The organism is Paraburkholderia sp. SEWSISQ10-3 4, assembly GCF_030464785.1.
GTDB classification, from domain to species: domain Bacteria; phylum Pseudomonadota; class Gammaproteobacteria; order Burkholderiales; family Burkholderiaceae; genus Paraburkholderia; species Paraburkholderia aspalathi.
In genome coordinates, this window is record NZ_JALPRI010000008.1 from 118,844 (window position 1) to 142,476 (window position 23,633).

Sequence of the window (23,633 nt, forward strand, 5' to 3'; positions counted from 1 at the left end):
GCGCTTAGGAGCGATTGTCCGGTGCTCCGGACTGTCCCGCTGACCGCTGCCCCGCAACCGCGCGCCGCGCACAAGAGACTGACGAGCCATGCCACGTTTTGCCCATATCTTCGAAGCCGCCGCCGATACGCTGAACGCCTATTACCAGGCCATCGCCGAGGTGAATATCGACAGCTTGATGGGCCTGTGGATCGATGAGGAATTCGTCAGCTGCATCTGCGCCGACGGCTCCCATCTGCACGGCCTCGACAGCATTCGCGCCGGCCTGCAAATCCAGCTTGAAACCGCGCCCGTTTCGATTGAACCACTCGATATTCGCGTCTACGACAGTCTCGGCACCGTCGTCTACGCCATCGCCGAAGCACACCGCCCAGCCGATCCTAAGGCGGCGCCCGCGATGGTGTTCACCACATACGTGATGGTCCACGAACGCGGCGAATGGAAAATTGCGCATATTCACGCGAGTCCGATGCCGAACGAAGCCGCCAGTCAGTTCGCGACCAAGATGCGGCATGGCCAAGGGTCGTTGCACTGACGCCTGACGTGCGCATTTCGCTCGTTCGGCCTGTTTCGCCGGTTCTACCTTTTTTGCTTTGACGCTGGCATGAGCACGCCCCGCAGGAAGTCACCCGTCCAGAACGAATCCCCGATAGGGGATTGGGAGACGGCGCACGATCAATCCGCCTCTACCGGCGCAGCACGCGCCGCGGCGGCGGCTGTCGAGGCCACCGTCGAACTGCTCTACCGCGCGCCGCTCTGGCTGCCGAACCGGCATGTGCAGACCATCGTCCCGGCGCTGTTTGCGCGCCGCCCGGCCATCGCGTTCCGGCGCGAACGCTGGGACACGCCGGATGGCGATTTCATCGATCTCGATTGGGTCGTGCATGACGGCAAGCCTGCCTCAGCGCTCACCCCTGCCACGCCCGCCAGAATTCCCGCAGACGACGCTCCGTTGTTCGTGCTGTTTCACGGCCTCGAAGGCAGTTCCACGTCGCACTACGCCACCACGTTGATGGCGGCCGCGCGCGAGTACGGCTGGCACGGCGTGGTGCCGCACTTTCGCAGTTGCAGCGGACCGCTGAACCGGTTGCCGCGCTTCTATCATCTCGCCGACAGCAACGAAGTCGACTGGATCCTGCGGCGTTTGCGCGCCACGCATCGCGGGCCAATCGTGGCGGCGGGCGTGTCGCTCGGCGGCAACGTGCTGCTGCGCTGGCTCGGCGAGCGGCGCGAAGATGCGTCGCCGGTGCTCTCGGCCGCCGCGGCAATTTCGACGCCGATCGACGTGCACGCCGGCGGCCGCGCGTTGTCACAGGGCTTCGGCATGATCTACACGCGCAGTTTCCTGAAGACGCTGAAGCAGAAAGCCGAGCAGAAGCTGACGCAGTTTCCGGGGCTGTTCGACCGCGACGCGATGCTGGCGAGCCGCACGATGTACGACTTCGACAACGTGGTGACGGCGCCGCTGCACGGCTTTCGTGACACCAACGATTACTGGAGCCGCGCGACCACGCGGCCGTTGCTGTCCGGAATCACCGTGCCGACTCTGGTGCTGAACGCGCGCAACGACCCGTTCCTGCCGGCTGAAGCGTTACCGGCAAAGCATGAGGTGTCGGCGTCGGTGGAACTCGATCAACCCGAACATGGCGGCCACGCGGGCTTTATGACTGGGCCGTTCCCGGGCCGCATCGACTGGTTGTCGCAGCGCGTGCTCGGTTATCTGGAGCAGTACGTCGATCATGGATGACATCGTCAAACAGGCCTTGGCCAAATGGCCGAACGTGCCGAGTTGCACGGGATGGTTGATGTTGGACCGGCGCGGCAACTGGCGCATGCGGGATGAAGCCGCTCAGGCCAGCGGTACGCCAGGTACGGCGATCCGGCATGAAGCGTTGCTCGGATTTATCAACCGGAATTACGACGCCGACGAGCGCGGGCAGTGGTTTTTCCAGAACGGCCCGCAGCGCGTGTATATCGAGTTGGGCTACACGCCGTGGGTGGTGAGGTTGTCAGCCGATGCCGCTGGCGTGCTTTCCTTGACGGACCAGGCCGGCGGGGCTTTCGAGCCTGCGGCCGTGTTTGTCGACGACGAAGGCGGGATTCTGTTCGTCGACGGCTCGACGCCGCCGAGAGTCGCGGTTTTGCACGATCACGACCTCGAGGTTTTTTCTGACCACGCGGCGTTGGGCGATGACTCGATGAGCGGCGCGTTTCACTGGAACAATGGGCTTGTGTTGCCTTTGCAGGGCGTGCAGCGAAGTGAGGTTGCCGGGCGGTTCGGATTTGTCGAAAGTCCGGCGGCTCAGATAGCGCAAGCCAGCAACCCCTAACTCTTCTCATCAAGCCGCTCCTCTTTATAGCGGCTCTCCATTTCATGTAAGCGGGCGTCGACGGTCGCGAGATCGTAGTAGCCGATCGTCTTCAGATCCCGAGCTTCCTTCAATTGCCGGATGGCCGACGGCCACGCCCCCTCGAGCGCGAATTTTTCGGCGAGCGCCCGATGCTGCGTCAACGCATCGCCGCTGCCCGCGCTTGCCTGCGCGAGATACATCCACCAGGCAGGCTGATCGGGTTGTACTCGCGTTTCCTTCAGCGCCAAAGACTGCGCGTCGGCGAATCGCTTCAAGGTCAGCAAGGTCTGGATATGCATGTCGATTGCAGCGTTCGACTGCGGCCAGCGCTTCTGCGCAAACTCGGCGAGACGTGCCGCCTCGTCATTACGCCCGGCGCGGCGCGCGATGTCGGCCGCCAGCACGTCGAGGCTCGGCGAACTGCGCATGGGCTCGCCTTCGCCACGTTCGCCCGCGACAAATGCTGCCCGCGACGAAGCCAGCGACGCCACCGCGTCGTCGTAACGCTCGAGCAGCATCTGCCCATAGGCAATCCCGTACCAGTTCGCAGCGACGTTCACCGCGGTGCGGTCCTCGATTTCGGAGCGCAGGCGCGAAATCTCATCCGCGTATTCACTGCGCGAGCGGTCCTGCAGCAAGCGCGCCCGCGCCCGCACGAAGCCGTATTCGGAAGTCTGATGCGGTTGCCGGTAAGGCGCGCGGCGCGCACGGTCCTCCATGTCGGCGATCCGTTCGCCAGTCAGCGGGTGGGTACGCGCGTAAGCCGGTATGCCGGTGTCGCTCATCGCCGCACGATCGAGGCGACCGAAAAACGTCGTCATCGCATAGGGATCGTAGCCGGCGCCGGCCAGCAGCAGAAAGCCGACGCGGTCCGCTTCATGCTCAGCGGAGCGCGAGAAACGCAACTGGTTGTCGACCGCATAGGCCTGGCCGCCGATCGCAATCGCGCTGCCGAGGTCGCCGCTGTGCGCGAGCACGCCCGCCAGAATGCCGAACAGCAGGCCGGCAAGCGCGGCATAGCCGCTGCGCTCGCCGGTGGTAATCATCCGCGAGATGTGCCGCTGCAGGACGTGCCCCATCTCGTGGCCGAGCACGGAGGCGAGTTCGGACTCGGTTTGCGTCGCGACGATCAAACCGGTGTTCACACCGATAAACCCGCCCGGCAGCGAGAAGGCGTTGATTTGCGTATCGCGGACCGCGAACAGCTCGAAGTCCGGACGATAGCCGCCGATGTAGAGCGCGCTCGCCGCCGCCGAGAGTTTCGCGGCGACCGAGTTCAGATAGTCGCGCACGAGCCAGTCGTCGAGATAGTCGGGGTCGCGGCGCAACTCGCGCATCACGCGTTCGCCGAGCTTGCGCTCGGCTTGCGGCGTCAGCGAGCCGGAGCCGCCGTTGCCGAGGTCGGGCAATTGCTGGGTGACGATCGGGGTGCGCCAGTTGGTGGTCGCGCCTGAGTTGCCGGAGAAGCGGCTCTGCGCGCCGCCATAGACGCCGAACACGCCTTGGGCGATGTCCGGCGGCACGATGGGGTCGGCGAAAGTTTCGACCGGGCCGCTTTCCAACGGCGGTTCCGCGGACTGCATGTTGAGCGCGAGGGTCGTGCCCGTGTTGGTGTTTGCGTTCGATGCGCCGCGCGATTGCGGGTACACGCCCGGCGGCGCCGCGAGCGCGACAGACAACAACGCAGCAAGAAACCGTTTCGAGCGCATCGCGAGGTCGATATGACGAAGTCGAAAAGCGGCGCCCGCCGCTCGGACTAAGATAGCGGGCATACGGTGATTGTAATCATCTCGCCCCGCCCAATCACGCTGCTATGATAAGCGCCCTCTGAAGGAGCCCAACCATGCCTGAACTCACTCATTTCGACGCTGCCGGCCAGGCGCACATGGTGGACGTCGGCGGCAAGCAGGAGACCAAGCGCATCGCGATTGCGCGCGGCTCGATTCGCATGCTGCCTGAGACGTTCGCGCTGATCCGCGACGGCAACGCCAAGAAAGGCGACGTGATCGGGATCGCACGCATCGCGGCGATTCAAGGCTCGAAGCGCACCGCCGATCTGATCCCGCTCTGTCACCCGCTCGCGCTGACCCGCGTGAAAGTGGACTTCGAGCTCGATGAAACGTTGCCCGGCGTGCATTGCACGGTGCAAGTGGAAACACTGGGACGCACGGGTGTGGAGATGGAAGCGCTGACCGCCGTGCAGGTCGGACTGCTGACGGTGTACGACATGTGCAAGGCGGTGGATCGCGGCATGACGATCACCGATGTGAAAGTGCTGGAAAAGCACGGCGGGAAATCGGGGGATTGGGTGGCGGGTTGATGACGGGCAACGTCATCGCGCCGCTCTACTGCTACTAAGCTACAGAACGACAGCGCGGCTCAATCGTCCTCGCTGTCGTCGTCCTGATTGACGTCGCCCGCCGGCATGCCATAGCGCTTAACCAGTTCCGCCTTGAAGCCGGTCAGCGTCTTCTGTTCGTCGCACAGTTCATACACGTAGGCCAACTGCGACGGCCAGTCCTTCAACTCCTGGGCAAAAATCTTCAGACGCTCGACGGTATCGAACGCCCCCGCCGTATCGCCGCTCAATGCCTGCAGCACCGCATACCGGCGCAGCACAGTCTCGCCCGGCAGCAGCGCGATCGCCTGCTTGTGCATCGCGAGCTTGTGCTGCAGGTTCATCGAATTCATCGGCTCCAACGTCGCAAGGCCATACTCGCCCCACGCCTGGAACAGGAACGACGGGTCCGCGCGATACTGCTCGGCAGGCCGGGAACCGTAATACAGCACCTCGGCGCGCGTGTAGTCGCGATACACCGGATACAGCGCGGCGATCCCGCCGAACACGATCACGGCAAACGCGCCGAACGACAGGCGGCCAGGCACGAGCCGCAGCGACCGCGTCTCGAGCAAACCGAACACGAACATCGCCGGCAGCAGGAAGAACATGTACTGCTGCGGATATTCGACCAGCGCATGCATGACCAGCACGCCGATCAGCGCAACGCCGAACACGCGCGCGGAGCTCTGCGGCGCGCGGACCACGCGAATCAGCCAGGTGATCAGGCCGAACAGCACGATCGCAAGACCGATCAAACCCGTCTTCGCGAGCAGGTCAATGAAAATATCGTGCGAGTTATTGGCGATCTCGACGCCGCCCAGCGCCTTCACATACTCGAACTGGTAGCTCGGAAACTCGCCCCAGCCGACACCCAGCAGCGGATGCGCCTTGAACATCGTCCAGCCGTACTTCCACAGCGCGAGGCGCGGGGCGATCTGGCCGGCGTCCTTGAAACGCTCGGCCGCCGACTGCCCAAGCTCCAGGTGATAGTGCACATTGGCCCAGCGGATCAAGGCATTGATGACAAAGAACAGTACCGCCAAGCCGATCGGGATCAGCCATTCGCGATTGCTACGGCGGAGCTGCGGCTGGTTACGCATCTGCGCGAAGGCCATCCAGAAACCCGCCACCACGATCACGCCCATCTGCAGCCAGGGGCCGCGCGACACGGTCAGCGCGAGTCCAATGGCAAAAATCGTCGACACGAGCAGCCAGATGCTGACGGCAATCCGGCGCGTCTGCACGAGGAACAGCGCACCGGCCATCGCGAAAGCGATATAGGTGGCAAGGTGGTTCGCCTGCGCCATATTGCCGAACGGCCGGCGCTCGACGGTCACGTTGTAGGCGACGACCAGCGGCGACACACGCACCTCGAGGTGAAACAGCTGGATCACCTGGCAAAACACCGCAAACAGACCACCGACGATGAGTGCCCCGGCTGCCCAGCGTAGTGCTGTCTCATTCAGTTTGGCACGTGTGAAACCGTAGCCCGCGTGCGTCGCCATGAATGCGGCGAGCAGGTAAGCGCCGCCGAGCCAGTTCATCGACGGCTGCGAGACCGGCAGCAGCACCGACTGCGCCACCAGCACCAATCCGAACAGCAACGGCACCAGCGCGACCACCGGCGACGCAAACGTCACGCGCGGCCTCGCCGTCCACACCAGCAGCACGACGCCGGCGCCCGTCAGCAGATGCAGCGCGAGCGCCGTGAATTCAGCGTAGAAGGTCGGAATCGGATACGTGTGGTTGGCGACTGCATAAGGCAGCACCAACGCGAGAGCCAACAGAATGAGAGACAGGTAGCGCGCAAATGGGGTGGGCATCGAGTAACCGGGAGGGCGTCAGCAACCGGCGCACTATACAAAAAAATTCTCCTGCTGTGCGCCGGCTGGGCTGAAATATCCCGAAAATCAGTGTTTTACGTTCGGATAACAACTCACCCGAACTTTCTCCCCATTGCTTACGCGCGGCACTCCGGCGGTGCAAGATTCGACGGCAGGGAAGGCGTATCGGCTGGTGCGGGCCCGGCGCCTGGCGCAGGCAACGAAGAGGCCGTTTTGCCGCCGGCGAAACATTCCCAGGTGACCGCCCCCGACTGCACCGCGCCCTTGCTCAAGGCGATTCGCGCAGTGGGTGCGTCGGCGTTGTCCGGCACCGATGGCACCAGGGTCAGCGTGTTCGACCCGGCAGGCGCGACGCGCGTCGTGAAGGCGACGGTGATCTGCCCGGTATCGTCGTCGACGTGAACGGATTCGACGTTGCGGGTGGCAGGCGGCGACGCATAACCACCGTCGAACGCATTGCCGCTGGCGGCGTTTTCGGACACTGCAAGCCGCGCGGAGGCAGCCAGCGAGAGACCCTCGCCGACGCGACTGCGGGCCAGATAGTCCTGATACGCCGGAATCGCATAGGCGGCGATCACGCCGACGATTGCCAGCACGATCATCAGCTCGATCAGCGTAAAGCCGAAGCCGAAACTGGAACCGACGCGGCGGCAGGCACGTGCGAGGGGCACGGTCCAGCGCGCTCGTTCGAACGTGTTTCTCGGCGAGGGCGTCGATTGTGAAAAAGGGGAATACGGCAAAGTAACGGTCATCGGCAGGCTCCTGAAACGAAAAACGCCTGCCCCTCGAGTCGGGGACAGGCGTTTCAATCGTAGCCAGCGGCGCGCGTTCGACACAGTCAGCCAAATGGCTAACGTTGCGCCGAAGCAGCGGTGTTCAGGTCAGCTCGCCCAGCAGCGTCAAGCCGCCGCGCGATTCGCGTTGCGGCGCTTGAGCAGATAACCGAGGATCACGACGAACAGCGCACCGGCGATGCTCATGCCGTACTCGGCCAGCGGCGTATCGAGGATCGGCCAACGGTCGCCTGCGGGATCGTTGATGATCAGGCCGCCCGCAATCCAGCCGAGAAGCGCGGCGCCGAGCGTGATGACGATCGGAAAGCGGTCGAGCAGTTTCAGCACCAGCTGGCTGCCCCACACGATCAGCGGAATACTCACCACCAGCCCGAAAATCACCAGCGCAAGGCGATGCTCGGGGTCGGCCGCCTCGGCCGCGCCGGCAATCGCGATCACATTGTCGAGACTCATCACGGCATCCGCGATGATGATGGTCTTGATCGCCGACATCAGCTTGTCGGCCGGCTTGACGTTCTCGTGGGCATCATGCGCGGGCGCCATCAGACGCACGCCGATCCACAGCAGCAACAGGCCGCCGGCGAATTTCAGCAACGGCACGTCGAGCAGCGCCACGGCAAACGCAATCAGCGCGACGCGCAGCACGATGGCGCCGGCCGTGCCCCACAGCACGCCTTTCGTACGCTGCGCAGGCGGCAGGTTGCGGCAGGCAAGCGCGATCACGACGGCATTATCACCACCCAGCAGGATGTCGATGACGATGATCTGAATGACTGCGCCCCAATGGAGCGTGGCGAAGAACTCGAGCATGACTGAAAGAATGAGAAGGAATCGGACGCGCGGGCAATAAAAAAGCGGAGGAGTCTAGACTCCCCCGCTTTTTAGAATCGCACGCTTACGAAAGGATCTCGTAAGCGTATCAAAAAATACGCTGTACGAGCCGCAAATTTCGTTTTTACAGCATCGCCTTCAGAAGACGCGCCATTTCCGACGGGTTCTTCGTGACCTTGATACCGCATGCGTCCATGATTTCCAGCTTGGCTTCGGCCGTGTCCGCACCGCCCGAGATCAGCGCGCCGGCGTGGCCCATGCGCTTGCCCGGAGGCGCCGTAACACCGGCGATAAAGCCAACCACCGGCTTCTTCATGTTGTCCTTGATCCACTCAGCAGCATTCGCTTCGTCCGGACCGCCGATCTCGCCGATCATGATGACGGCGTCCGTTTCCGGATCGTCGTTGAACATCTTCATCACGTCGATGTGCTTCAGACCGTTGATCGGGTCGCCGCCGATACCGACTGCCGACGATTGGCCAAGGCCGATTGCCGTCAATTGGCCGACTGCTTCATACGTCAGCGTGCCCGAACGCGACACGACGCCGATGCGGCCCTTGCGGTGGATGTGACCCGGCATGATGCCGATCTTCAGTTCGTCCGGCGTGATCGTGCCCGGGCAGTTCGGTCCGAGCAGCAGCGTCTTGCTGTTCTTTGCGCGCATGCGTGCCTTGAGCTCGATCATGTCACGGACAGGAATGCCTTCCGTGATACAGATTGCGAGATCCAGGTCGGCTTCGACGGCTTCCCAGATGGCAGCGGCAGCGCCTGCCGGCGGAACGTAAATCACCGACACGGTCGCGCCCGTTTCAGCCTTGGCTTCAGCGACGCTCGCGTAGATAGGAATGCCTTCGAAATCTTCGCCGGCCTTCTTCGGGTTCACGCCTGCAACGTACGCTTCGCGGCCGTTTGCATATTCACGGCAAGCACGCGTATGGAACTGACCGGTCTTGCCGGTAATGCCCTGCGTGATGACCTTGGTGTCTTTGTTAATCAGAATCGACATGTATTGACCTCTGTTCGTTTGGCGTCATGCGGTGGCGCCGCGAAGCGGAATGTTCTCGCCCGCGTCGCTGTTGCGCCACTCACGCGCCGCCATTCGTAATCCTGGTAAACGCGCTTGGGGGTTTGGCTTACGCCTTGCCCGCAGCAGCCGCGACGACCTTCTGAGCCGCTTCTTCCATGCTGTCAGCCGCGATGATCGGCAGACCGGATTCAGCGAGCATCTTCTTGCCGAGGTCTTCGTTCGTGCCCTTCATGCGGACGACGAGCGGCACCTTCAGCGACACGGCCTTCGACGCCGCGATCACGCCTTCGGCGATCACGTCGCAGCGCATGATGCCGCCGAAAATGTTGACCAGAATCGCGGTCAGGTTCGGGTTCTTCAGCATGATCTTGAACGCTTCCGTGACCTTCTCGGTCGTGGCGCCACCGCCCACGTCCAGGAAGTTCGCCGGTTCGCCGCCGAACAGCTTGATGGTGTCCATCGTTGCCATTGCGAGGCCAGCGCCGTTCACGAGGCAGCCGATGTTGCCGTCGAGCGAGATGTAGGCGAGGTCGAACTTCGACGCTTCGACTTCAGCCGGATCTTCTTCGTCCAGATCGCGATACGCGACGATTTCCGGATGACGGAACAGTGCGTTCGAATCGAAGTTGAACTTGGCGTCCAACGCGATGACCTTGCCGTCGCCGGTCAGGATCAGCGGGTTGATTTCGGCCAGCGATGCGTCGGTTTCCCAGAATGCCTTGTACAGGCCTTGCAGGATCGCGCGTGCTTGCGGCAGCGAAGCGGCGGGCACGCCGATCTTCGTTGCGAGCTCGTCGGCTTCCGCGTCTTTCAGACCGGTCGACGGGTCGACGGCGATCTTGTGGATCAGCTCAGGCGTCTTTTCCGCGACTTCTTCGACGTCCATGCCGCCTTCGCTCGATGCCATCACGACGATCTTCTGCGAAACGCGATCGATCACGAGGCCGACATACAGTTCCTTCTTGATGTCAGCGCCTTCTTCGATCAGCAGACGATTCACCTTCTGGCCTTCCGGACCGGTCTGGTGCGTGACGAGCTGCATGCCGAGGATCTGGTTCGAGAATTCACGAACCTGTTCCAGCGACTTGGCGACTTTCACGCCGCCGCCCTTGCCACGGCCACCCGCGTGGATCTGAGCCTTCACGACCCATACCGGGCCGCCGAGCTCTTCCGCGGCCTTGACCGCATCATCCACCGAGAAGACCGGCTTGCCGCGCGGTACCGCGACGCCGAATTTCCGCAGGATTTCCTTACCCTGGTACTCGTGAATCTTCATGCGTGATTCCCTTCAGTCTGAGAGTTGGATTGAACTTCGTTTCCGCTGCCGTCGTTCATGCCGGACGCGTTGCCGCCCTCACCTGTCTGGCGGGCTGCCCCGTCGCCTGACGATGCCGCGCGATCCGCTGTATACGGAGCGCGGCCATACCAGCGCGGATAAAACTGTTGCACCGCCTCGCCGTCGAAACGCAGCGCGTGGCAGCGTCCCAACTGGAATGGCGGTTTGTTTTTGGAATGCTCGTCTGTGCTGTCTTTGCTTCTGGACTGCTCGGTCCCGGAACTCGCCGCTTCGCCCGGCGTGTCGTCATTGGTGTTCCACACGTCGCCGGCGAACGCCTGGATTGCGGCGGTCGGCAAAAGCGCGCACAACTCGGTGAGATGCGTGCAGCCAGCCGTGCCGGCCAGCAAACGGGCAGCATCGCGACGGAAGTTGTGGAACAGATTGAGCCCGATGAGGGCACGGTAGGCGGGATTGCTGGCCTGGCACAACCCTGGATAGGGCACCCAGTCGGACGACGCTTCGGCGTCGACGACGTTGAGCTTGCGATCGATGGTGATGCGAAGCCAGAGTTCATGGATCGGCTGACCATTGGGCCGGACGCCCGACGCAAGCACCACATCGCGCGGTTTTTCGTCGGTCAAGCACGCTTCCACATCCCACAGGCCATCGGCTCGCTCATAGGCTTCCGCTCTGATTGCGCGACGATGGCGCAACTGACGGGATACTGGCGGGGAGATCGGCATGCGGGAAGGAAAGGCCGGATTGGAAAACCCACGAATTTTAGCATACTGGGTATTTGAGACAGGCCGGAATGCGCAGGGCCACCCAGCAGGCCGGAGAGCGCGGCAGACGCTATCTCAAAGTGGGAAGCGCGCAGGTATGCGGCACGCGCTGTGCGCCAAACGGGATGGCGCAGCTAGCCGCCGCGTCACTCCTCGTCGAACCCTTTGAGAATTTTGCCGATCGTAGCGCCCGAGAAACCGCGCGATGCCAGAAAGCGCGCCTGCTTGGCCCGCTCGGCGGCAGTTTCTGGAAGCCGGTCGAATTTTTTCCGCCAAACGGCTTGGGCGCGCGCCAGTTCGGTCTCGCGCAGTTGCGCACTGGCTTCTTCGACCAGTGTTTGGTCGACCGCATGCTGCTTCAATTCGCCCACGATCCGGCTCGCGCCCAAGCGCGACGAGCGCCGATGGATCAGGCTTTCGGCAAAACGCGAGTCGGACAGCCAGTTTTCGGCTTCCAGCGCATCGAGCAAGGTATCGAGCGAATCGGTTTCCTCGACGAACGGCTTCAGCTTGCGTGCCAGTTCGGAGCGGCTGTATTCACGCCGGGACAAATAGCCGAGCGCACGTCCTTTTAGCGAACGGGCCGGACGTTGGGATTTTTTTGCCTCGTCCTGTTCCGGCTTCGCCTCGCCAAGCGTGCGGCGCGAGCGGGTATAGGTGGTTTCGGACGGGTCCGCGTCAGCCTGCGCGGATGGATCAGATTGCGGCTGGCGACCTGCGGCGCGATCGTGCGCGTCGAATGATTCGAAGGGATCGGCTTCGCCGGCTGCGGCAAAGGGATCGGGATCTGATGTGTATGAGCGTCTGGGGGCAGCGTTGCCGGCAGGATCACGCGGCGAACGTGAGGTGGAACGCCCGAAAGAGCTTCCAGAAGACTTGCCGAACGATGAACCGGATGAACGACTGAACGAACTGCTGGAATTGCTAGACGACTTTCCCGACGACCGCCCAAACGACCGCGTAGACCGGGAAGTCGATGAAGAGGACGACGACTCGAACGAATCGTCGCCACCGTCACGCGGGCCGTCCGCGTTGTGTCCAGCGTTGGACGGCGTCCGGCCCTTGCGTATCACGTGCTGGTTACTCTTCTTCGCCCGCGACTTCAGCGGCCGCACCGGTCGCCACTTCCGCCATGGCGTTCACGCCCAGCGATTCGCGGATGCGGTTTTCGATTTCACGAGCGATGTCCGGATTTTCGCGCAGGAATTCACGCGCGTTGTCCTTACCCTGACCAATACGTTCGCCGTTGTAGCTGTACCAGGCGCCGGCCTTGTCGACGATCTTGGCCTGCACGCCGAGGTCGATGACTTCGCCCTGACGGGAGATGCCCTCGCCATACAGAATGTCGAAAATCGCTTCGCGGAACGGCGGCGCAACCTTGTTCTTCACCACCTTCACGCGCGTTTCGTTACCGATCACTTCGTCGTTCTTCTTGATCGAACCGATCCGGCGAATGTCCAGACGCACCGACGCGTAAAACTTCAGCGCGTTACCACCCGTGGTGGTTTCCGGGTTGCCGAACATCACACCGATCTTCATACGGATCTGGTTGATGAAGATCACGAGGCAGTTGGTGCGCTTGATCGTACCGGTGAGCTTGCGCAGCGCTTGCGACATCAGACGCGCTTGCAGACCCGGCAGCGAGTCGCCCATTTCGCCTTCGATTTCGGCCTTCGGCACGAGTGCCGCGACCGAGTCGATCACGATCATGTCGATCGAGCCCGAGCGCACGAGTGCGTCAGCGATTTCGAGCGCCTGTTCACCGGTGTCCGGCTGCGAAACCAGCAGGTCGTTGACGTTCACGCCGAGCTTGCCCGCATACTGGATATCCAGCGCGTGCTCCGCGTCGATAAACGCTGCCGTGCCGCCGAGCTTCTGCATTTCGGCGACGACTTGCAGCGTCAGCGTGGTTTTACCGGACGACTCCGGACCGTAAATTTCGACCACCCGGCCACGCGGCAAACCGCCGACTCCCAGCGCGATATCGAGGCCGAGTGATCCCGTTGAGACCACCTGGATATCTTCGACCGCCTCACCTGCGCCGAGCCGCATGACCGACCCTTTGCCGAACTGCTTTTCGATCTGCGCAAGCGCGGCAGCGAGTGCCTTGCTCTTTTCAGCAGTCAGTCCAGCCGAGCCTTTCTTGCTTTCTTCCATGAATCGTCCTTTGCTATGATGAACGGCGTCTGAGGCAGATGTGCAGCCCAGTTTTCACGGACAGCACACGAAACTCAGACACTGTATAAAAAAACAGTAGTTTTGGCAAGCGCGATTCTCATGCGAACGCGCATTTTTACTGTCGCGCTGCCCAACTACCCACAATAATTTTCGGAGACCGCTGTGCGCCGGGGGGACACCCCAAGGTGCCGGCAAGGCCAGGCTTGCGCACCATGCGAATTCTGATTGCCGAAGACGACAGCATACTCGCGGACGGTCTGGTTCGATCACTCCGCCAATCGGCCTATGCCGTTGATCATGTGAAGAACGGCGTCGAGGCCGACACCGCCCTGTCGATGCAAACTTTCGACCTGCTGATCCTCGATCTGGGCCTGCCGCGCATGTCCGGGCTCGAGGTGCTGCGCCGCCTGCGCGCCCGCAACTCGACCGTGCCGGTGCTCATCCTCACGGCGGCGGACAGCGTCGACGAGCGCGTTAAAGGCCTCGATCTCGGCGCCGACGACTACATGGCCAAACCCTTCGCGCTGAACGAACTCGAGGCGCGCGTGCGCGCCCTGACCCGGCGCGGCGCGGGCGGCGGCCCGACGGTGGTGCGGCACGGTTCGCTGTCGTTCGACCAGGTTGGCCGGATTGCCTATGTCAACGAGCAGGTGATCGACCTGTCGGCACGCGAACTCGGTTTGCTCGAAGTGCTGCTGCAGCGGATCGGCCGGCTGGTGTCGAAGGAACAGCTCGTCGACCATCTGTGCGAATGGGGCGAAGAAGTCAGCAATAACGCGATCGAAGTCTACGTGCACCGGCTGCGTAAGAAGATCGAGCCGAGCGGCGTACGCATCATTACTGTGCGGGGCCTCGGATACTGCCTCGAGAAAGCCGCCCTGCCGTCGAACGTGAACGCGAACGTAAGCTCAAGCGCCAATCCGCCCGCCGAATCCGAGCCGCCCGCTTCGCCCTCCACGGCCGCGATGCCCGCGAGCCACCACTTCAAATAGAGGGCCTCCATGTCCGCACGCGCAGATCGCGCCACGGCGCACGCGGCGGACCTCGACGAGGTGCGCGACGAGCGCTACGCCAATCCGTTCGCCCCGCCCGACGAGACCGAAGCCGCCGCCGAAGCGCGCCCGCGCTCGCTGTTCGGCGAGATTCTCGACTGGATGCTGGCGCCGCTCCTGTTGCTATGGCCGATGAGCCTCGCGGTCACCTACCTGGTCGCCAAGTCGATCGCCAACGGCCCGTTCGACCGCGCGCTCGAAACCGACGCCTACGTGCTCGCCCGCCAGATCCATCCGATCAACGGCGTGGCGGAGCTGTCGCTGCCCGACTCCACCCGCGACTTTCTGCGCGCCGACAATGTCGACAGCGTGTTTTATCAGGTGCTCGGTACGCGCGGCGAACTGGTGGGCGGCGAGCGCGACATGCCGTTGCCGCACGAGGAAGACCGGCCGCCGCCGGGTCTCGTCGAATTCCGTGACGACGTGCTGCGCGGCAACGATATCCGCGTCGCCTATACGACGGTCGAGTTTCCGCAGACACCCGGCGCCCAGCCGGTGCTGGTGCAGGTCGCCGAGACGCTCGACAAGCGCAGCCAGCTTGCCAACGACATCATCAAAGGCGTGATCCTGCCGCAGTTCGTGATCCTGCCGCTGGCGATCCTGCTGGTGTGGTTCGGCCTGTCGCGTGGACTCGCGCCGCTGCACGCCCTGCAGGCGCATATTCGCGCGCGCCGCCCAGACGATCTGTCGCCGCTCGAAGCCCGCCGCGCGCCGCCGGAAATCGAGCCGCTGGTGACGTCGTTCAACGACCTGCTGACGCGCCTCGAACAGAACATGGAACTGCAGAAGCGCTTTATCGCCGACGCCGCGCATCAGATGAAAACGCCGCTTGCCGGCCTGCGCACCCAGGCTGAGCTCGCGCTGCGCCAGGATGCCTCCGAGGAAGTCCACCGCTCGCTCGAACAGATCGCCACCAGCTCCGAGCACGCGGCGCGCCTCGTCACCCAGTTGCTGGCGCTGGCGCGCGCGGAGAACCGGATGTCGGGCCAGATTTTCACGCCGGTCGAGGTGACCGAAGTAGCGCGCAGCGCGGTGCGCGACTGGGTTCAGGCCGCGCTTGCCAAGCAGATGGACCTCGGTTATGAAGCGCCCGAAAAACCGGTTGAAGTCGACGGCAATCCGGTGATGCTGCGGGAAATGCTGTCGAATCTGATCGACAACGCGATCCGCTACACACCGCCTGGCGGGCGGATCACCGTGCGGGTGCGGCACGACGTGTCCGCGCGACTCGTGCATCTGGAAGTAGAAGACACCGGGCTCGGCATTCCGGTGGCTGAGCGCTCGCGGGTGGTCGAGCGTTTTTACCGGATTCTCGGCCGCGAAGGCGACGGCAGCGGCCTCGGGCTTGCGATCGTCCGCGAGATCACGACGATGCACGGCGGGGAGATGAGCATTGACGATAACGTCTATCAAACCTCCCCGCGGCTTGCCGGAACCCTCGTGCGTGTCAGCTTGCACGTGCTCGAACGGGCACGGGACTTACCCTAAGAGCGCAAAAACCCACGCTGATCCGGCGCCATATTGAGAGACGTTTGTCAAAAATTATAAGAACTTAACCGCCAGTTGCTGAATTTTGATGGGATTTCCCTCCGCACACCGGAAACTGCCATTTCACCCCTCCACGTCAGTACGCCGTAAGTTTCCACTCCAATAATCGGTTTCACGGGAACGCCTTTGCCGGCGGACCGCGTGCACATATCAATATTGGAGACAACATATGGCTACCGTTGGCGGGCAAATCTCGCACGTGCCAATGACGAAAGAAGAGAAGCGGGTGATCTTCGCGTCGTCGCTGGGTACGGTTTTCGAGTGGTACGACTTCTATCTGGCCGGCTCACTCGCCATCTTCATCAGCAAGAGCTTCTTCTCCGGCGTCAATCCGACTGCCGCTTTCATCTTCACGCTCCTCAGCTTCGCCGCAGGTTTCGCAGTTCGGCCGTTCGGCGCGATCGTATTCGGCCGCCTCGGCGATATGGTCGGGCGCAAATACACGTTCCTCATCACGATCGTGATCATGGGTCTGTCGACCTTCCTGGTCGGCTTCCTGCCCGGCTATGCGTCGATCGGCATTGTGTCGCCAGTGATCTTCATCGCGATGCGGATGCTGCAAGGCCTCGCACTCGGCGGCGAGTACGGCGGTGCGGCCACCTACGTCGCGGAACATGCGCCGGCGGGACGCCGAGGCTTCTACACCGCATGGATCCAGACGACCGCCACGCTCGGCCTGTTCCTCTCGCTGCTGGTAATTCTCGGCGTGCGCACGGCCATGGGCGAAGACGCGTTCGGCGCATGGGGCTGGCGCATTCCGTTCATCGCATCGATCATCCTGCTCGGCGTGTCGGTGTGGATTCGTCTGCAACTGCATGAATCGCCGGTGTTCGAGCGCATCAAGGCCGAAGGCAAAACCTCGAAGGCGCCACTGTCCGAAGCGTTCGGTCAATGGAAGAACCTGAAGATTGTGATTCTCGCGCTGATCGGCCTGACCGCCGGCCAGGCCGTGGTCTGGTACACGGGTCAGTTCTACACGCTGTTCTTCCTGACGCAGACGCTGAAGGTCGACGGCGCGACGGCCAACATCCTGATCGCGATCGCGCTCCTGATCGGCACACCGTTCTTCCTGTTCTTCGGCTCGCTGTCGGACCGCATCGGCCGCAAGCCGATCATCATGGCCGGCCTGCTGATTGCTGCCTGCACGTACTTCCCGCTGTTCAAGGCGCTGAGTCACTACACGAACCCGGCGCTGGAAGCGGCCACGGCGAAGTCCCCGATTGTCGTGATCGCGAACCCGGATGAGTGTTCGTTCCAGTTCAATCCGGTCGGCACGGCGAAGTTCACGAGCTCCTGCGATATCGCCAAGAGCGCGCTCTCGAAAGCCGGCTTGAACTACGAGAACGTCGCCGCGCCTGCCGGCTCGCTGGCGGAGATCAAGGTCGGCGATACGGTGATCAACACGTATGACGGCAAGGCCGCCGACGCCAAGGACCAGGGCAAGGTGTTCGACAAGACGCTCGCGACCACGCTGAAGACTGCCGGCTATCCGCCGAAGGCCGATCCGTCGCAGATCAACTGGCCGATGAGCGTGGTGATCCTGACGATCATGATGATCTACGTGACGATGGTCTACGGGCCGATTGCTGCGATGCTGGTGGAGATGTTCCCGACGCGCATCCGCTATACCTCGATGTCGCTGCCGTATCACATCGGCAATGGCTGGTTCGGCGGCTTCCTGCCGGCGACCGCCTTCGCGATCGTGGCTGCCAAGGGCAACATCTACTCGGGGCTGTGGTATCCGATTGTGGTCGCGCTCATCACGCTCGTGATCGGCGTGCTGTTCGTGAAGGAAACCAAGGACTCGGACATCTACGCGAAGGACTGAAACGCCTGACAGCCCGGGCAATTTAAAAAAGTTGCGGGCCGGGGGTTGACAGCCTCCGGCCCTATCCTCATAATCTCGCTTCTTTCGGCGAATTAGCTCAGTTGGTTAGAGCGACGGAATCATAATCCGCAGGTCCGGGGTTCGAGTCCCTGATTCGCCACCAGTTGCAAGAAGAAGCCGCTGATCCACAAGGTCAGCGGCTTTTTTGTTTTGGCTTTCCCAAACAGCAACTTCAAGGAGGTTTCTTGATGACGTTCCGCACCGCCGCGCTTGCCGTGGCCACCGCATCCAGTACGCTTCTCGCCGCCGCATCGCCGCTCTCCGCCAGCGCTCAAACGCCACCCGACAGTCAGTGGCGCGCCAGTTCTCTCACGCTTTCAACCTTGCTGCAGGACGGCTACAAAATCGTCGCTGTTGTGAACGGCGTGCGTGGCAACGCCGGCCCAACCGATACGATCTTCGTTCAGCGCGATCAGAGCGCCTTCAAATGTCTCGACCCGTCGTCGCCCGATGCGAAATCGAAGGCTGCGTGCTTCGAACTGGTTCAGCCGTCGGGTGCCGCCCCTGAATCCAAATAGGCGGATGACTTTGCACAATCGAGCCATCGGCTTTAACGCCCGCAACTAAAAAAGAAGCTGGCTTGCGCCAGCTCCTTTGCAATGTCTTAGCCCGGTGCTGCTCTAACAAAAACGGCCAAGCCCCACGCTCACCGATCCACCAGTCGGCTGAGATTCCCGCGCACTCGTTGCAGCAGCGCGATGAGCTGCTTCGCTTCTTCGTCGGTAAAACCGTTCAGCGCTTCGAGCGCAACTTCATCGCCCACTTTGCGGGCCTTGCCGAGCGTGCGCTCGGCCTTCGGTGTCATGCGCACCTGGCGTTCGCGGCGATCCTCCGGATTGGCCGTGCGCTCGATCCAGCCGCCCTCTTCCATCCGGTCCAGCAGACGCCCCGCCGAAATCGGCGCGACTTCGAGCAGGTCCGCGAGCCGCGCCTGATTGACGTCGCCGTAATGGGCGAGATTGGCCAGCACGCGGCACTGCGCGCGCGTCAGATCGACCGATGACTTCGCGAGATCGTCGAAACGCTTGCCTGTCAGGCGGCCGACGTCGGAAATCAGAAAGCCGAAGCGCTCTTCGAGTTGGGTAGTCATGCGCCGATTATACGAAAGGGTTTCGTTTGTCATCGTCGGAATGGCTGCAAAACCGGCGCAGCGGGCGTAATTCAGGCTCCGCATAAATCCTGGTGGGCGGATGCATTTGCAGCCAATATAATAAGCATGCTTACTATATCGAAGGTCCTGCTCTCCCATGTCAACCGACTCCGCGTCGACGAGCGCCGCCCCGCTCAATCGGCCGATGATCACCGCCTCGATCATGCTCGCGACGCTGATCCAGACGCTCGACAGCACGATCGCCAACGTCGCGCTGCCGCACATGCAGGGCACGCTGTCGGCGTCGCAGGATGAGATCACGTGGGTGCTGACTTCGTACATCGTCGCGGCCGCGATCGCCACACCGCTGACCGGCTGGCTGTCGGACCGGCTGAGCGTCAAGCGGCTGCTGATCTTCTCGATCGGCGGCTTCACGGTGGCCTCGGCGCTATGCGGCTTGTCGGAAACGCTGACGCAGATCGTTGCGTCGCGTTTGCTGCAGGGGATTTTCGGGGCCTCGCTGGTGCCACTGTCGCAATCGATCCTGCTCGACATCAATCCGCGCGAAAAGCAGGGCCAGGCGATGGCGGTGTGGGGCATGGGCGTGATGGTCGGACCGATTCTCGGGCCGACGCTCGGCGGCTGGCTCACCGATAGCTACAACTGGCGCTGGGTGTTTTTCATCAACGTACCGATCGGTGCGTTCGCGCTGTTCGGCGTGGCGACCTTCCTGCCCGCGCGTGAACCGAAGCACGATGCGAAGTTCGACGCGTTCGGCTTTGCCACCCTGGGTCTCGCAATCGGCGCGCTGCAGGCGATGCTCGACCGCGGCGAGCAACTCGACTGGTTCGGCTCGAATGAGATCGTCATCGAGGCGCTGGTCGCGGCGATCAGCTTCGCGTTCTTCCTCGTGCATACGGCCACGGTCGGCAAGAAATCGTTCTTCAAATACGAATTGCTGAAGGACCCGAACTTCGCCACCGGCACGTTCTTCATCTTCGTGATCGGCGCGGTGATGTATGCGACGCGTGCGTTGCTGCCGCCGATGCTGCAAAACCTGATGAACTATCCCGTGGCGACCACGGGTCTCGTCACGGCGCCGAGCGGCGCGGGAACCATGGTGGCGATGCTGTTCGCCGGACGGCTATTGAAGCGGATCGACGCGCGGCTTCTTCTGCTCGCCGGCTTCCTGATCTCCGCGTTCGCACTGTGGCAGATGATGCAGTACACGATCGTGCTGTCGGAATCGGACATCATCTGGCCTGGCGTGATTCAGGGCTTTGGTCTCGGCCTCGTGTTCGTGCCATTGAGCGCGCTGACCTTCTCCACGCTCACGCCCGAACTGCGCGCGGACGGTACCGCGACGTACAGCCTGATGCGCAATATCGGCAGCAGTATTGGCATTTCGATCGTGCAGACGCTGATGACCCGCAACACGCAGGTCTCGCATGCCGACCTCGCAGCGAATGTCACGCCGTTCAATCCGGCAATCCAGCCGATGCTCAATAGCGGCTCGAATTACGACCTGGCCGCGCTGAATGCGTCGATTACGCAGCAGGCGTCGATGATCGCGTATCTGAATGACTTCAAGCTGATGTTCGTGGCGACGCTACTGGTCATTCCACTGCTGCTGTTGATCCGACCAGCGCGCCAGGCGCCGGATGCATCAGTGGCGCACGCGGCGATGGATTGAGAATGATGATGGCGTCAAGCGGGGGCAGCAGAGTTTTCGCGTCAAGCTCACGCTTCGATTCTTCCGCGCGTCACGCCCAGCAATCCTGCCATTGCTTCTCGCGCCGCCGTTGCGTCACGGTCGCGGATCGCTTCGAACACGGCCGTGTGTTCGGCCAGCGACGCGTTGAACACGTCGGCGCGTTTCGCGTTCAGGCGTAGCTGCGCTTCCAATGTGCGCTCGATCAGTGTGCCGAGCGGAATCAGCAATTCGTTGCTGCAGGCCGTCAGCACGCTTAGATGAAACTGCAGATCGGCGCGCACCCATTCATCGACGTTACGCGCCCCGACCATCGACGCATGCGCTGCCGCGAGCGCATTGAAGGTGCCGTCCGTATGCGAGGCCGCCGCCAGCCCCGCCGCGTATGGCTCGATCATCTCGCGCATTTCCTGCAGCTTGAGCGCGAAGGCCATCGGCTCGGCGACGCGGGAATACCAGTCGAGCACATCGACATCGAGCAGATTCCACGCATGTTTCGGCCGCACCCGCGTGCCCACCCGTGGCCGCGATTCGATCAGCCCTTTCGACGTCAGCGTACGCAGCGCTTCGCGCAACACTGTCCGGCTCACGCCGAAGGTGTCCATCAACTCCGCCTCGCGCGGCAGGATCGAATCGGGCGCGTAGTCGCCGCGCAGAATCGCGGTCGCCAGCAGATGGGCGACGCGCCCATGCAGATCATGCTGAATAGCTTTCTCCCAGCGGCCTCTCGGCGCTATTGATATTGGACCTGAGCCCGGAACGACCGCGATTATCCGGTATCTCCACTTGCCAACTTCTGAATTCAGCGCCGTTGCCGGGTTGGCATGCTCGGCGGCGTTCAGTTGCGACCTCGTCGTCGCCAGCCACTATTTGGCCAATAGTACTATTAATAGTACTTAATCGCACTTTTGTTGTAGCATGTGAATCCTCGAAATTGCCCGCACACGCAGGCACCCAGGCTGCAAGGAGACGCACACCATGAAAATCACCAAGCTCGAAACCTTTATCGTCCCGCCGCGTTGGTGTTTCCTGAAAATCGAGACGGACGAAGGCATCGTCGGCTGGGGCGAGCCGGTGGTCGAAGGCCGCGCGCATACGGTGGCCGCCGCCGTCGAGGAACTGTCCGACTATCTGATCGGCAAAGACCCGCTGCTGATCGAAGACCACTGGCAGGTGATGTATCGCTCAGGCTTCTACCGCGGCGGCCCGATCACGATGAGCGCGATCGCCGGCGTCGACCAGGCGCTGTGGGACATCAAGGGCAAGCATCATGGCGTGCCGATTCATGCGCTGCTCGGCGGCCAGGTGCGCGACAAGATCAAGGTGTATTCATGGATCGGCGGCGACCGTCCGAGCGACGTCGCAAACAATGCTCGCGCCGTGGTCGAACGCGGCTTCAAGGCCGTGAAGATGAACGGCTCCGAAGAGTTGCAGATCATCGACACCTTCGACAAGGTGCAAGGCGTCATCAACAACGTCGCCGCCGTGCGCGAAGCGGTGGGACCGAACATCGGCATCGGCGTGGACTTCCACGGCCGCGTGCATAAGCCGATGGCGAAGGTGCTGGCCAAGGAACTCGACCCATACAAGCTGCTCTTCATCGAAGAGCCGGTGCTGTCGGAAAACGCGGAAGCCTTGCGCGACATCGTCAACCAGACCAACACGCCGATCGCATTGGGCGAACGTCTGTATTCGCGCTGGGACTTCAAGCACATCCTGTCGGGCGGCTACGTCGACATCATCCAGCCGGACGCGTCGCACGCGGGCGGGATTACCGAATGTCGCAAGATCGCCTCGATGGCCGAGGCGTACGACGTCGCGCTCGCGCTGCACTGCCCGCTCGGCCCGATCGCTTTGGCCACCTGCCTGCAGATCGACGCAGTGAGCTACAACGCGTTCATCCAGGAACAGAGCCTGGGCATTCACTACAACCAGGGCAACGACCTGCTCGACTACATCAAGAACCCCGAAGTCTTCAAATACGAAGACGGCTTCGTATCGATTCCGCAAGGCCCGGGCCTCGGCATCGAAGTGAACGAAGAGAAGGTGCGCGAGATGGCGAAGGTCGGCCACCGCTGGCGCAATCCGGTGTGGCGCCATGAGGATGGCAGCGTCGCGGAATGGTAATAGCCGGCGCGCACGTTACGGCAGACGTAGCGTGCGCCGTCTCAGTTACGTAACACCACGGACCGAAGCCGCCTGAATACGCCCTTTCCGGCACTTTCCCGGCGCCGCCGCACTATCCGCAAAGCCTTATCCACAAAGGCTTTCAAGCCGTTTGTTCGGCATCAGACATACGCATGGCCCGCTCCTTGCTCAAATGCATTCAGAACGACAAATGCATCGGGGAACATCATGGGCGAATTCCTTCCAGACTATCTGATCCGCGAACAGGCCGCCGTCGGCGCACTGGTGGTGTTCGGCGTGCTTCGCATCTTCGGCGCGATGCTCGCGTATGAACGCGGCTGGCGCATCTCGGTAGTCGAAAAATGCTTTATCGCGGCCGCGGTGCTGTACTGCCTGCCGCAACTCTTCGACCTGCTCACCCACATGTATGGCTCGCGTGCCGCCGGCGCGGAACTGGAAGGCAAAGCCGCGGGCTGCGCGATCGCGCTCTTCTGCGCGCCGATTCTCGGACACCGGCTCGGCCTCGAATGATTGGTTTCGTCGAACGGACGCTCATCATGCGACTGCGAAAGAAACCTGCGAGCCCCGCGAAGCCTGCCTACCGGGCCGGCGACGTCCTGACGCTCAAATCCGGTGGACGTCCGATGACCGCCACCTGGAGCGGACCGGTGCTGTTCGCGCCGGGCAACTGGTTGATCTGCCAGTGGTTCGGCAACGACGGCGAACTGCAGCAGGAAATGTTTCCGGAAGAGACGCTGGAACGGGCGCACAACGCGTTCACCGCCTAGAG

The 23,633-nt window shown here is 62.5% G+C and carries 23 protein-coding genes and 1 tRNA gene; 13 read left to right on the plus strand and 11 right to left on the minus strand.

Annotated elements, in window-relative coordinates:
• The first annotated feature begins 88 nt into the window (after window positions 1-88).
• The 3 genes from M0D68_RS18000 to M0D68_RS18010 all read left to right on the plus strand — a co-directional run bounded on the left by M0D68_RS18000 (window position 89) and on the right by M0D68_RS18010 (window position 2,330).
• Window positions 89-535 (plus strand): nuclear transport factor 2 family protein, encoded by a 447-nt coding sequence (locus tag M0D68_RS18000; RefSeq protein ID WP_054034426.1) that lies wholly within the window; start codon window positions 89-91, stop codon window positions 533-535.
• Window positions 536-604: 69 nt separating this feature from the next.
• Window positions 605-1,747, plus strand: a complete 1,143-nt coding sequence (locus M0D68_RS18005) for a hydrolase (RefSeq protein WP_093635579.1) — start codon at window positions 605-607, stop codon at window positions 1,745-1,747.
• A complete protein-coding gene (locus M0D68_RS18010) occupies window positions 1,740-2,330 on the plus strand; it encodes a DUF2946 family protein (protein ID WP_093635577.1) in 591 nt (196 codons plus the stop codon). The genes M0D68_RS18005 and M0D68_RS18010 overlap by 8 nt, the downstream gene beginning before the upstream one ends.
• Here M0D68_RS18010 and M0D68_RS18015 read toward each other — a convergent pair.
• A complete protein-coding gene (locus M0D68_RS18015; RefSeq protein WP_200618206.1) occupies window positions 2,327-4,060 on the minus strand; it encodes a M48 family metalloprotease in 1,734 nt (577 codons plus the stop codon). The two genes, M0D68_RS18010 and M0D68_RS18015, sit on opposite strands and share 4 nt — an antisense overlap.
• Window positions 4,061-4,194: 134 nt before the next feature.
• Between M0D68_RS18015 and moaC the strand changes: the two genes are divergently transcribed.
• Window positions 4,195-4,671: a cyclic pyranopterin monophosphate synthase MoaC gene (gene moaC / locus M0D68_RS18020; RefSeq protein WP_200618205.1), complete on the plus strand. Its 477-nt coding sequence runs from the start codon at window positions 4,195-4,197 to the stop codon at window positions 4,669-4,671.
• Between the two features lie 59 nt (window positions 4,672-4,730).
• Here moaC and M0D68_RS18025 read toward each other — a convergent pair whose 3' ends face one another.
• The 8 genes from M0D68_RS18025 to recA form a co-directional block, all read right to left on the minus strand.
• Window positions 4,731-6,515, minus strand: a complete 1,785-nt coding sequence (locus M0D68_RS18025) for a Wzy polymerase domain-containing protein (protein WP_200618204.1) — start codon at window positions 6,513-6,515, stop codon at window positions 4,731-4,733.
• Between the two features lie 137 nt (window positions 6,516-6,652).
• Window positions 6,653-7,288 carry a pilin gene (locus M0D68_RS18030; protein WP_200618203.1) on the minus strand — a complete coding sequence of 212 codons (636 nt, stop codon included), beginning with the start codon at window positions 7,286-7,288 and terminating at the stop codon, window positions 6,653-6,655.
• A 147-nt stretch (window positions 7,289-7,435) separates the two neighbouring features.
• Window positions 7,436-8,140: a TerC family protein gene (locus tag M0D68_RS18035; protein WP_200618202.1), complete on the minus strand. Its 705-nt coding sequence runs from the start codon at window positions 8,138-8,140 to the stop codon at window positions 7,436-7,438.
• Window positions 8,141-8,285: 145 nt separating this feature from the next.
• Window positions 8,286-9,167: a succinate--CoA ligase subunit alpha gene (gene sucD, locus M0D68_RS18040; protein ID WP_030101039.1), complete on the minus strand. Its 882-nt coding sequence runs from the start codon at window positions 9,165-9,167 to the stop codon at window positions 8,286-8,288.
• Window positions 9,168-9,294: 127 nt separating this feature from the next.
• Window positions 9,295-10,464 (minus strand): ADP-forming succinate--CoA ligase subunit beta, encoded by a 1,170-nt coding sequence (sucC, locus tag M0D68_RS18045; protein ID WP_120303042.1) that lies wholly within the window; start codon window positions 10,462-10,464, stop codon window positions 9,295-9,297.
• A complete protein-coding gene (locus M0D68_RS18050) occupies window positions 10,461-11,210 on the minus strand; it encodes a DUF2889 domain-containing protein (protein WP_200618201.1) in 750 nt (249 codons plus the stop codon). The genes sucC and M0D68_RS18050 overlap by 4 nt, the downstream gene beginning before the upstream one ends.
• 185 nt (window positions 11,211-11,395) lie before the next feature.
• Window positions 11,396-12,319 carry a recombination regulator RecX gene (recX, locus tag M0D68_RS18055; RefSeq protein ID WP_200618261.1) on the minus strand — a complete coding sequence of 308 codons (924 nt, stop codon included), beginning with the start codon at window positions 12,317-12,319 and terminating at the stop codon, window positions 11,396-11,398.
• Window positions 12,320-12,329: 10 nt separating this feature from the next.
• Window positions 12,330-13,406, minus strand: a complete 1,077-nt coding sequence (gene recA / locus M0D68_RS18060) for a recombinase RecA (protein WP_054034441.1) — start codon at window positions 13,404-13,406, stop codon at window positions 12,330-12,332.
• A gap of 233 nt (window positions 13,407-13,639) precedes the next feature.
• Here recA and M0D68_RS18065 point away from each other — a divergent pair, with 233 nt between their 5' ends.
• From M0D68_RS18065 to M0D68_RS18085, 5 genes are all read left to right on the plus strand, one after another.
• On the plus strand, window positions 13,640-14,419 hold the full coding sequence (locus M0D68_RS18065; RefSeq protein ID WP_200618200.1) for a response regulator transcription factor: 780 nt from the start codon (window positions 13,640-13,642) through the stop codon (window positions 14,417-14,419).
• Window positions 14,420-14,428: 9 nt separating this feature from the next.
• Complete coding sequence (locus tag M0D68_RS18070) at window positions 14,429-15,967, plus strand: sensor histidine kinase (RefSeq protein ID WP_093635561.1); 1,539 nt, start codon at window positions 14,429-14,431, stop codon at window positions 15,965-15,967.
• Between the two features lie 229 nt (window positions 15,968-16,196).
• Window positions 16,197-17,855 (plus strand): MFS transporter, encoded by a 1,659-nt coding sequence (locus tag M0D68_RS18075; RefSeq protein WP_200650533.1) that lies wholly within the window; start codon window positions 16,197-16,199, stop codon window positions 17,853-17,855.
• 86 nt (window positions 17,856-17,941) lie between these two features.
• A tRNA-Met gene (locus M0D68_RS18080) sits at window positions 17,942-18,018 on the plus strand.
• A gap of 85 nt (window positions 18,019-18,103) precedes the next feature.
• A complete protein-coding gene (locus M0D68_RS18085; protein ID WP_200618260.1) occupies window positions 18,104-18,433 on the plus strand; it encodes a hypothetical protein in 330 nt (109 codons plus the stop codon).
• 128 nt (window positions 18,434-18,561) lie between these two features.
• Here the strand turns inward: M0D68_RS18085 and M0D68_RS18090 are convergent, their stop codons facing one another.
• Window positions 18,562-19,005 carry a MarR family winged helix-turn-helix transcriptional regulator gene (locus M0D68_RS18090; RefSeq protein ID WP_054034675.1) on the minus strand — a complete coding sequence of 148 codons (444 nt, stop codon included), beginning with the start codon at window positions 19,003-19,005 and terminating at the stop codon, window positions 18,562-18,564.
• 157 nt (window positions 19,006-19,162) lie between these two features.
• On the opposite strand from M0D68_RS18090, the gene M0D68_RS18095 reads away from it, so the two are divergent.
• Window positions 19,163-20,698 (plus strand): DHA2 family efflux MFS transporter permease subunit, encoded by a 1,536-nt coding sequence (locus M0D68_RS18095; RefSeq protein WP_200618198.1) that lies wholly within the window; start codon window positions 19,163-19,165, stop codon window positions 20,696-20,698.
• A 47-nt stretch (window positions 20,699-20,745) separates the two neighbouring features.
• On the opposite strand, the gene M0D68_RS18100 is transcribed toward M0D68_RS18095, so the two are convergent.
• The gene (locus tag M0D68_RS18100) at window positions 20,746-21,453 is read right to left on the minus strand and encodes a FadR/GntR family transcriptional regulator (RefSeq protein WP_200618259.1); all 708 of its coding nucleotides are present in this window, start codon (window positions 21,451-21,453) and stop codon (window positions 20,746-20,748) included.
• Between the two features lie 241 nt (window positions 21,454-21,694).
• On the opposite strand from M0D68_RS18100, the gene dgoD reads away from it, so the two are divergent.
• The 3 genes from dgoD (at window position 21,695) to M0D68_RS18115 (ending at window position 23,631) form a co-directional block, all read left to right on the plus strand.
• Window positions 21,695-22,843: a galactonate dehydratase gene (dgoD, locus tag M0D68_RS18105; RefSeq protein ID WP_012434262.1), complete on the plus strand. Its 1,149-nt coding sequence runs from the start codon at window positions 21,695-21,697 to the stop codon at window positions 22,841-22,843.
• 228 nt (window positions 22,844-23,071) lie between these two features.
• Window positions 23,072-23,374 (plus strand): hypothetical protein, encoded by a 303-nt coding sequence (locus tag M0D68_RS18110; RefSeq protein ID WP_093635549.1) that lies wholly within the window; start codon window positions 23,072-23,074, stop codon window positions 23,372-23,374.
• 26 nt (window positions 23,375-23,400) lie between these two features.
• Window positions 23,401-23,631: a YodC family protein gene (locus M0D68_RS18115; protein ID WP_093635754.1), complete on the plus strand. Its 231-nt coding sequence runs from the start codon at window positions 23,401-23,403 to the stop codon at window positions 23,629-23,631.
• Window positions 23,632-23,633 lie beyond the last annotated feature (2 nt).